This window comes from Actinomycetospora sp., from assembly GCF_055612215.1.
Genome location: NZ_JBVPVA010000839.1, coordinates 1 through 5,678 on the forward strand (window position 1 = coordinate 1; position 5,678 = coordinate 5,678).

General features: G+C 73.3%; 8 protein-coding genes. 4 read left to right on the forward strand and 4 right to left on the reverse strand.

Going from position 1 to position 5,678, the window contains the following annotated elements; translation table 11 throughout:
* Positions 1 to 164: 164 nt before the first annotated feature.
* From AC0CYZ_RS22870 to AC0CYZ_RS22880, 3 genes are read right to left on the reverse strand one after another with little or no spacing between them, the layout of a single operon-like run.
* Positions 165 to 1,463 (reverse strand): metal-dependent hydrolase family protein, encoded by a 1,299-nt coding sequence (locus AC0CYZ_RS22870; RefSeq protein WP_472219587.1) that lies wholly within the window; start codon positions 1,461 to 1,463, stop codon positions 165 to 167.
* A gap of 38 nt (positions 1,464 to 1,501) precedes the next feature.
* The gene (locus AC0CYZ_RS22875) at positions 1,502 to 2,266 is read right to left on the reverse strand and encodes an alpha/beta fold hydrolase (RefSeq protein WP_472219589.1); all 765 of its coding nucleotides are present in this window, start codon (positions 2,264 to 2,266) and stop codon (positions 1,502 to 1,504) included.
* Between the two features lie 35 nt (positions 2,267 to 2,301).
* Positions 2,302 to 3,177, reverse strand: coding sequence for a fumarylacetoacetate hydrolase family protein (locus tag AC0CYZ_RS22880; RefSeq protein WP_472219591.1), 876 nt, complete (start codon positions 3,175 to 3,177; stop codon positions 2,302 to 2,304).
* 169 nt (positions 3,178 to 3,346) lie between these two features.
* On the opposite strand from AC0CYZ_RS22880, the gene AC0CYZ_RS22885 reads away from it, so the two are divergent.
* Positions 3,347 to 4,039, forward strand: a complete 693-nt coding sequence (locus AC0CYZ_RS22885) for a FadR/GntR family transcriptional regulator (protein WP_472219593.1) — start codon at positions 3,347 to 3,349, stop codon at positions 4,037 to 4,039.
* 162 nt (positions 4,040 to 4,201) lie between these two features.
* On the opposite strand, the gene AC0CYZ_RS22890 is transcribed toward AC0CYZ_RS22885, so the two are convergent.
* Complete coding sequence (locus AC0CYZ_RS22890) at positions 4,202 to 4,339, reverse strand: SDR family oxidoreductase (RefSeq protein ID WP_472219599.1); 138 nt, start codon at positions 4,337 to 4,339, stop codon at positions 4,202 to 4,204.
* Positions 4,340 to 4,425: 86 nt separating this feature from the next.
* Here AC0CYZ_RS22890 and AC0CYZ_RS22895 point away from each other — a divergent pair, with 86 nt between their 5' ends.
* From AC0CYZ_RS22895 to AC0CYZ_RS22905, 3 genes are all read left to right on the forward strand, one after another.
* Positions 4,426 to 4,758 carry a TetR family transcriptional regulator C-terminal domain-containing protein gene (locus AC0CYZ_RS22895; protein WP_472219601.1) on the forward strand — a complete coding sequence of 111 codons (333 nt, stop codon included), beginning with the start codon at positions 4,426 to 4,428 and terminating at the stop codon, positions 4,756 to 4,758.
* Between the two features lie 145 nt (positions 4,759 to 4,903).
* The gene (locus AC0CYZ_RS22900) at positions 4,904 to 5,416 is read left to right on the forward strand and encodes a 2Fe-2S iron-sulfur cluster-binding protein (protein ID WP_472219595.1); all 513 of its coding nucleotides are present in this window, start codon (positions 4,904 to 4,906) and stop codon (positions 5,414 to 5,416) included.
* Positions 5,413 to 5,678 (forward strand): FAD binding domain-containing protein (locus tag AC0CYZ_RS22905; protein WP_472219597.1); only part of this gene is annotated, 266 nt, incomplete at its 3' end. The genes AC0CYZ_RS22900 and AC0CYZ_RS22905, both read left to right, overlap by 4 nt.

Consider the following 5,678-nt stretch of genomic DNA (forward strand, 5'->3'; position numbering starts at 1 on the left):
CTCCGTGGCGGGCGGGACCGGCGCACGGAGGCGTCGGGCGGCGGATGAGGACGCGCGGACAGGGCCGGCGCGGCGGCACGCGCGCGCCGGCTCGTCGGGGGCCTACGGCCCCGTGCGTGCGTGCCCGGGTCGGGGCACGCACGTACGGGGCGTCAGCGGGGAGGTCAGGGACGGGCCGCGACGTACTCGCGGGTCGCCTCGCTCACCTGACCGGCGGGGCGGTCCAGGCCGCTCTGGGTCACCAGGGGCGCGTCCTCCTTGTGGAAGCGCCCCTCCTTCATGATCGCCTGGATCCGGTCGTGGTCCTGGAGCACGGTGATGTCCGCGAGGGGGTCACCGTCGACGAGGATCAGGTCGGCGAGGAACCCGGGCTGGACCTGCCCGAGCTCGTCGGGACGCATCATGATCTCGCCCCCGAGCTTGGTCGCCGAGAGGATCGCCTCCATCGGCGTGAAGCCGAGCAGCTCGACGAAGTGCTCCAGGTCGCGGGCGTAGGTGCCGTGCGGCGTCCAGGCGAAGCCGTAGTCGCCGCCGGGCACGATGCGCACGCCACGGCGGTGCATCTCGCGCAGGCCCTCGATCGCGACCTCGAGCTCCTTCTTGTACCCGACGGCCTCGGCGGCCTCCTGCGGGAACCCGAAGGCCTCGGCCTCGTAGAGCGTCGCGACGAGCCAGTTGATGCCGGGCCCGACCCACACCCAGTCCTTGTTCGCCTCGAGCATGTCCATGCCCTCGGCGTCGGTGAACGAGGCGTGGTAGACGATGTCGACCTTGTTCCGCAGGCACATCTTCACGCTCTCCGCGGAACGGGCGTGGGCGCAGACCCGCTTGCCGCGCCGATGGGCCTCGGCGACGGCGGCGGCCACCTCCTCGTCGGAGAAGTAGGTGTCCTCCGCGCGCATCGTGCCGGTGATCTCCTCACCGGTCATCGACAGCTTGATCTGGTCGACGCCGATGTCGATGAGCTCGCGCACCGCCTTGCGCATGCCCTCGGGCCCGTCGGCGAACTTCGTGATCGACTTGATGATCGCGCCGCCGGTCGTGGCGATCTCGGGGCCGTTGGCGAGATAGTGCGGGCCGGGGATGCGCCCGGCGTTGATGGCGTCGCGGCACACGACGTCGAGGCGCTCCTTCGCCGACGCGGCGCCGAGGCACATGGTGTAGCCCGAGTCGAGGTACTTCTTCGCCGACTCGACGGCGAAGAGCAGGTGCTCCTCCACGGGCATGTGGCCCAGCCCGTCGAGGTCGGCGGAGTTGTTCCACGAGAAGTGGGTGTGCGCGTCGCACAGGCCCGACATGAGGGTGCGGCCACGGCCCTCGACGAGCTGCGCGCCCTCGGCGCGGGCCGGGTCGACGGTGCCGACGGCCGCGATGCGGTCGTCCTCGACGAGGACGTCGCCCGGGTAGGGGTCGGCGCCGGTGGAGTCGAGGATGGAGACGTTGCGGAACAGGACCTTGCTCATGACGGGCTCCTCGTCGTCGAGGCTTTCGCTTGGGGGGATCAGAAGAACTTGAGGAGGTGCTCGGTGACCTCGTGCGGGCGCTCGAGCGCCGTCCAGTGCCCGCAGTCGTCGAGCACGTCGAGGGTGGCGGCGCCGTGGGCGTCGGCGAGGGCGTGGCTGATCTCGGGCTTCCCGACGCCGTCGTCGGCGCCCGTGACCAGCAGCAGGGGCAGGTCGGACGAGACCGGGCCCGGATCGGGTGCGCCCGCGAGCGCCTCGCAGGAGCGGGCGTAGCCCTCCGGGTCCTGGCGCAGCACCAGTTCCCGGACGAAGGCCGCGGTGGCCGGGTGGTCGCGGCGGGTCGCCTCGGCGGTCGCGTTGCCCATGACGGCGTCGGCGATCGCCTCCATCTCGCCGGCGCGGGCCTTGGCCGCGCGGTCGTGCTGGCCCTGCTGGCCGGCCTCGGGCAACGGCGCGGGGACTGCGCCGAGCAGGGCGAGGTGGGAGACCAGCTCGGGGCGGGTGGCGGCGAGCAGCCGGACGGTGATGGTCGCCATCGAGTGGCCGACCACGCGCGCCGGGCCGGCGTCGAGGTTCTTGAGCATGTCGGCGAGGTCGTTGGCGAAGCCCTCGATCGTCAGCCGGCCGCGGACCGCGGTGCGCCCGGAGCCCTCCATGTCGGGCCGGACGACGGTGAACCGCTCGGCGAGTGCGGCGACCTGCGGCTGGTAGAAGTTCGACGTCCCGCCGAGGCCGTGCACCAGCAGCACCACCGGGCCCTCGCCGGTGATCTCGACCGCCAGTTCCTTGCCGTTGACCTTCACGTGCTCGTCCTCCTGGTGGGGTGCGTGGGGGTGGTTCAGCGGATGGTGTTGCGCAGGGCGCCGAGGCCGGTGATGGCGCACTCGACGACGTCGCCGGGCTGCAGGAACCGCGGCGGGTCGAACCCGATCCCGACGCCGGCCGGGGTGCCGGTGGCGATGACGTCGCCCGGCAGGAGCGTGATCCCCGCGGAGATCACCCGGATCAGCTCCGGCACGTCGAAGATCAGGTCCGCGACGGGCGCCTTCTGGCGCGGCTCGCCGTTGACGCTGGAGGAGACCTCGAGGGCGGTGACGTCCCCGACCTCGTCGGCGGTCACGGCCCACGGGCCCATCGGGGCGTGCGTGTCGAGCGACTTGCCGAGCAGCCACTGCTTGTGGTCGCGCTGCACGTCGCGGGCGGTGACGTCGTTGACGATGGTGTAGCCCCAGACGTGCTCCATCGCCTCGTCGCGGGAGATGCCCCGGCCGCCGCGCCCGATGATCACGGCGAGCTCGGCCTCGTAGTCGAGCTCGGCGGTGACCCCGGTGTGGGCCTCGACGTCGTCGTAGGGACCGGTCACGCTCGTCGTGGCCTTGGAGAAGACGATCGGCTTGTCCGGGAGGTCCTCCGACCGCTGCGGGGTGTCGTAGCCCGAGCGGCCGAACTCCGCGACGTGCTCGCGGTAGTTCTTGCCGACGGCGAAGAGGTCCCGGCGTGGCACGGGGAACGGGGCGCGCAGGGTGGCGCCGACGACGCTCGGCAGGTCGCGGGCCTCGGCGACCCGCGGACCGAGGCGGTCCCACTCCTCGACGACGGCGAGCAGCGACCGCTCCCCCACGACCGGGGTCAGGTCGAGCACCCGGGAGTCGTCCTCGGGGGCGACCAACCCCACGGCCTCCGGGCCGTCGGCGGTGAACGTCACCAGCTTCACGGGCTCCCGCTCCTTCCTCGGCGCGCACGCGCACCTCGGCGTCTTACGAACCAATCAAGACCAATCGAGGCGTGTGGTGCCTCACCTCGCGGCCCTTCAGCGACCGTACGTCGAGGCGAATCGCAAGCCAATAGGCACAGCGGCTCGGCATTGGTCTAATATTGGTCGCATGGCCGCACCGGTGACCGCCGCTCCCGTCGTCACCCGCCTGCGCCGGCTGCTCGACGAGGCCGTCGCCGCGGGCACGCTGGGGACCGGCGCGAAGATCCCGACGGAGCGCGCGCTCTGCGAGACGCTGCAGGCCTCGCGCACCGCGATCCGCGCGGCGCTGGGCGAGCTCGAGCGCGAGGGCCGCATCACCCGCCACGTCGGGCGCGGCACCTTCCTCGCCGAGCTCGAGGCCGACCCGGGCCTGCCCCCCGCGGCCCGCGGCGTCCTCCAGACCAGCCCCGCGGAGATCATGGCGACCCGCCTGGTCCTCGAGCCGGAGATCGCGGCCCTCGCGGCCCGGCACGCCACCCAGGCCGACATCGACCACGTGCACCACTGCCTGCGCCGCGGCGACGCGACGGGCACCCACGACGAGTTCGAGGCGTGGGACTCCGCGCTCCACCGCGCCATCGCCGCGGCGGCCCACAACGGCCTGCTGCTGCGCCTGTTCGACACCATGAACGCCGCCCGCGACCTGCCCGTGTGGGGCAGCCTCAAGCGGCGGTCCGCGACCGTGGAGCGGCGCCGCGAGTACGAGCGCTGCCACGGCGAGATCGTGGCCGCGCTGGTCGAGCGCGACCCGGACGCGGCCCGCGAGCACATGCGCGGGCACCTGCTCGACGTGCGGACCAATCTCCTCGGGCCGCACTGAGCCTCACCGCACCGCGGTTCGGGAGCGACCGGGCCGTTCGAGCACATAGAAGCAGCGAGGGCGCCGTGCGCTCCACGTTGCGATCGGACTCGCAGGCGCCGAGCGGACCCCCACGGCTGCCGGTGCAGCCCCCGGGGTCCACTCGACGGGTCGGGCGGCGCCTCAGACGGCGATCCGCCCGCCATCGGCCGGGAGCACGGCCCCGTGGACGAAGCTCGCCTCGTCGGTGGCGAGGAGGGTGATCGCCGCCGCGATCTCCTCGGGCTGCGCGGGTCGCCCGGCGGGGCCGCCGGCGGCCAGCGCGTCAGACCGACGGCATCCTCGACGCGCAGCGGCCGCTCCTCGACCACCTCGACAGTTTCGAGGCCCTCGAACACTGGCGGGACCTGCTCGTCGACCTCCAGGAGCAGCGCCACTGTCAGGGCGGCTGTCCGATCGGCTCGATCGCCGCCGAGCTGGCCGACGACGACCCGGAGGCCCGTGCCGACCTCGCCGCCGGCTTCGAGCGCTGGGAGGCACCGATCCGCGCCGGGCTCGCCCGGATGCGCGACCGGGGAGAGCTCCGCGCCGACACCGACACCGACGCGCTGGCCCTCGCACTGCTCGCCGCTCTGCAAGGGGGCCTGGTGCTGACCCAGACCCGTCGCAGCACCGAGCCGCTGCGCACCGCGCTCGACGCGATGATCGCCCACATCCGCGCGAGCGCTCCGCGCACGTGAACGGATGTGGTCGCCCCGACGACCACAATCGTTCACATGGGGCGGCGCCCCTTCCTGGGACCAGCGGTCCCATGCTGGCCGCCGGAGATCGTGGAACGGTGGGTCCCGGAACCGGATCAGTTCCTGGAACCCCCTCGGGAGCAGCGTGACCACCACCATCCCCATCGGACTCACCGTCGACGGCCGGCACTGCGACCTCGACCTCGACCCGCGCACCACCCTCCTCGACGCCGTGCGCGAGCACCTGGGCAACACCAGCCCGAAGAAGGGCTGCGACCACGGCCAGTGCGGTGCGTGCACCGTGCTCGTCGACGGGCGCCGGGTGCTGTCCTGCCTGACCCTCGCCGTCGCGAAGGACGGCGCCGAGGTCACCACCGCGGACGGGCTCGCCCGCGACGGCGGGCTCCACCCGGTCGCCGAGGCGTTCCTCGCCCACGACGCCTACCAGTGCGGCTACTGCACCCCCGGGCAGGTCTGCTCGGCGGTCGGGCTCCTCGACGAGGCGGACCGTGGCGCGCCGAGCGCGGTCACCGACGATCTGACCGCGGACACGGTGCTCGACCGCGCCGAGATCGCCGAGCGTCTGAGCGGCAACCTGTGCCGCTGCGCCGCCTACACGAACATCGTCAGCGCCGTGGCGGAGGTGGCGTCGCGGTGAGGCCGTTCACCTACACCCGTCCCGACGACGCCGGGGCCGCGGTCGCCGCCGTCGGCGCCGACCCCGACGCCGCGTTCCTGGCCGGCGGCACCAATCTGCTCGACCACCTCAAGCTCGGCGTCGCCACCCCGAGCGCGCTCGTCGACGTCGCCCGGGTGACGAGCACGACGATCACGGAGACGGGCGACAGCGGCCTGACGATCGGCGCCGGTGCGCTGAACAGCGACGTCGCCGCGCACCCCGTCGTGCGGCGCGCCTACCC